Source organism: Microcystis sp. LE19-41.2A (genome assembly GCF_027530405.1).
Taxonomy (GTDB): Bacteria; Cyanobacteriota; Cyanobacteriia; order Cyanobacteriales; family Microcystaceae; genus Microcystis; species Microcystis aeruginosa.
Genome location: NZ_JAPZQJ010000541.1, coordinates 1 through 2,977 on the forward strand (window position 1 = coordinate 1; position 2,977 = coordinate 2,977).

Below are 2,977 nucleotides of genomic sequence, written 5' to 3' on the forward strand. Positions count from 1 at the left end.
TTTACCAGTTTTGAGGTGGCCAATTACCTAATTTTCAGGGAAAAAGTGCCTAAATTTCCCCCCGATCACTCCCAGATCCAGTACTTTTTGATTGACAAAAGGTCTAAAAGTCTTACCCAACAAGGTTTTTAGATTTATTCAGCAAGCCCTAACTAACTGGCAATAATGATAGCGAGAAAAGAAGTGGTTTAGTAGTGCCGAATTCTCGTTCCCGATCATTTAGGAGGTAGGAAAGATGACAATTTATGTCACCCGCGAGGGATATAAACTGGTGGCCGATTCCCCACTGGAATTGGTGGAAAAATTACAACAATGTCAGGGCAGAATGACGGAAACAAGACAGGACTTCATGACTCGGATGGCTGCACAGATGGTAGCCAGCCAAGGCGTTACTGTTCCCATCACCGATCCGGAGAATTTTATCGCCGAGCTAATCCACAACGATTTTCTGAGCGTGGTGGACAGTATTGATGGCTGAAAGTCGGCCGGGGAATTGGCGGCAAAACTTCGCCCCTAGTAACCCTAACACTCAACCCCACTACCCTAGGTCAAAAAGCAAAATTTCCGAGTCTTCTAGAGATTGAATAGCCAAGGAAGTTTCCTCGCTAATTGCCGCTCCATCCCCCGCTTGTAAATGCACGCCATTCACGGTTATTTGCCCTCTAGCCACCTGTAACCAGGCATAACGACCTCCATCTAAGGAATGGGTGAGGGACTGGTCTAGGGGCAAAATTCCCGCGTAGAGATTAACGTCTTGATGGACTTTAACCGCGTTGCCGGCACCGGTGGGAGAGGCGATTAATTGTAAGGTATGGGGAGAAAATTCGATCGCTTTTTGTTCATAACTGGGTTCTAGGTCTTTTTTGTCGGGAATAATCCAGATTTGCAGGAGATGGAGGGGATTAGTGGCAGAATGATTAAATTCACTGTGTTTTATTCCTGTTCCTGCGCTCATCCGTTGAATTTCACCGTGTCGAATCACGGAACCCGTGCCGAGACTGTCTTGGTGTTCTAGTTCTCCCTCCAAAACATAGGTTAAAATCTCCATATCGTGGTGTCCGTGGGTGTGAAATCCTTTTCCCCCAATCACTTTATCCTCATTAATAACTCTTAGACTCCTAAAATTAATCTGTTGGGGATCATAATATTGGGCAAAAGAAAAAGTATGATAGGTATCCAACCAACCATAGTTAGCGTGGCCTCTTTCCTCAGCTTTGCGTATAGTAATCATCGGTTTTCCTCTTTTTTATCTCTATTATATTCTCAAGGCTTTTTGCTAGATCAACTAAGGATAGCTGATGGGTTTTGTTATCCCTTTTCTGTCAGAGGAGGGATAGGAAGTGTAGATAGTCACGGCAAGCGCATCTTAACAATCCTTGACAAAATAAACCTAGAGGGCGATTTGGGTATATTTGGGTAGAATTTGCCCTCTCAATTGTTAAGCAACAATCGACCAAATAGGTCGAGTTTGTAACTATTCTGATTGACTGCTATCATTTGAAATGCCTACACAGCAAGGGGCTGACAAAATTGGCGAATTGTCAACAGCGTTTGAGCTGCGCTTACCCGGGTAAATAGTGTAATAAAACTTAATAAATTATCCTGATTGATGACTTGACAAGAAAAATTATTACTGTAAAATTGCAGGAAAGAATGTAGTTACTCGAAGGAGTTTCAGTCAAATGATTAATACTCGGTTAAAACCCGTCACTACGGGTCTCATTGGTGCTGTGGGTTTGGGGGTTGCTTTATTAGGGATGCCAGAAGCGGTGAAAGCTGCAACAGTAGTGGCAGGAACAGATTATCTTAGTTCACCTGCAGGCTCTAACTTTGTGACTATTGATGGATTGGGAACAGTCCAATTAAAAGGACTACCCTTTGGCCCTGGTAACACTGATACTACTGTTGAACGGCAAGCTGACTGTGTTTTTAATGCGGGTACTTGTAATATTCCTATTGAGATGACCAATCTCTCTTTAATAAGCATTGACCCGGTAGCTATTAATGGTCAGTTAGTTGATCTGTTTGTTAAGATTGCCCCCGGAAGCAGGTCAACTGGGATAATGACAATCAATCAGGATCATACATTTAGCTCTGTTTTAAACTTAGATTGGCAAGTTCTAGCTGCTCCAGTAGGTAGTGGGATGCAAAATGCTATATGTGTGGCTGAAATTGCTGCATTGCCTGGGTTTGAAGCTGACTGTTCTTTGCTTACCCCAGATCAATTAACGGCTAGTGGAAGTTGGGGATCAACACCTCCTCCTGGTGCTGTAATTGTCAAAGGACCGGTCGGTGATCAAACAGCGAATCTTCATACAAATCTGGGTGCTGATCAGATGGACTTTTTCTTGATAGGTGATGTTGAACACAATCACAGAGACTATGCTGCTAACCATACAGTGAGACAAGCAAAGGTACCCGAACCTTCAACTGTATTAGGCTTAATTGCGGTAGGTTTAAGCTCAATAGTCGGATTTAAAGGCAAAAAAGAGCCAAAATAAGCCTTCGATCGCTTCTTTTTTACCAAGAAAAAGCCCCCCATTGGGGGCTGAGGAAGAATGTAGTTACTTCTTGGAGTATAGCAAATCATGTCGAGAACTGGCAAATATAGCTCGATTTTTGTTTATTGTTGCGGTAAAAACGCCTAACTGTAGCATTTGGGCAGATTACTTCATAAGTTGCAGTTCAGCTGGCTTGAGCGAGATTTCAGGTCAAACTTAAGCCAAATCTCGCCAATCTATCCCTAAATCTTGTAATTTCCGAGCCATCTTTTCTGCCACTTCTTCAGGGGTGGGAACAAGTTTACCTTCAGGGGTAAAAAAGCGTAATTGGCTGTCTTGACATCCTCGCCGCCCTAAAAGTGCGGCGATTCCTAAACCTCACGATTTAAGTTTCTGCTTCCACCACCGTCGCATACCACAGTTAAAAAACCATGTACTGTCTTACACAGAGTCCACAGACTTTCGCCCCATTTCAG

The 2,977-nt window shown here is 43.4% G+C and carries 3 protein-coding genes and 1 pseudogene; 2 read left to right on the forward strand and 2 right to left on the reverse strand.

The annotated features are described in order from the left end of the window. Positions 1-235 precede the first annotated feature (235 nt). A complete protein-coding gene (locus O9290_RS22645; RefSeq protein ID WP_002762569.1) occupies positions 236-478 on the forward strand; it encodes a hypothetical protein in 243 nt (80 codons plus the stop codon). A gap of 60 nt (positions 479-538) precedes the next feature. Here O9290_RS22645 and O9290_RS22650 read toward each other — a convergent pair whose 3' ends face one another. Beyond that, the gene (locus O9290_RS22650; RefSeq protein ID WP_288057077.1) at positions 539-1,231 is read right to left on the reverse strand and encodes a pirin family protein; all 693 of its coding nucleotides are present in this window, start codon (positions 1,229-1,231) and stop codon (positions 539-541) included. A 451-nt stretch (positions 1,232-1,682) separates the two neighbouring features. Here O9290_RS22650 and O9290_RS22655 point away from each other — a divergent pair, with 451 nt between their 5' ends. Next, positions 1,683-2,501, forward strand: coding sequence for a PEP-CTERM sorting domain-containing protein (locus O9290_RS22655; protein WP_288057079.1), 819 nt, complete (start codon positions 1,683-1,685; stop codon positions 2,499-2,501). Positions 2,502-2,717: 216 nt separating this feature from the next. Here the strand turns inward: O9290_RS22655 and O9290_RS22660 are convergent. Next, positions 2,718-2,846: pseudogene (locus tag O9290_RS22660) on the reverse strand (Uma2 family endonuclease); the annotation flags it as partial. Between the last annotated feature and the right edge of the window lie 131 nt (positions 2,847-2,977).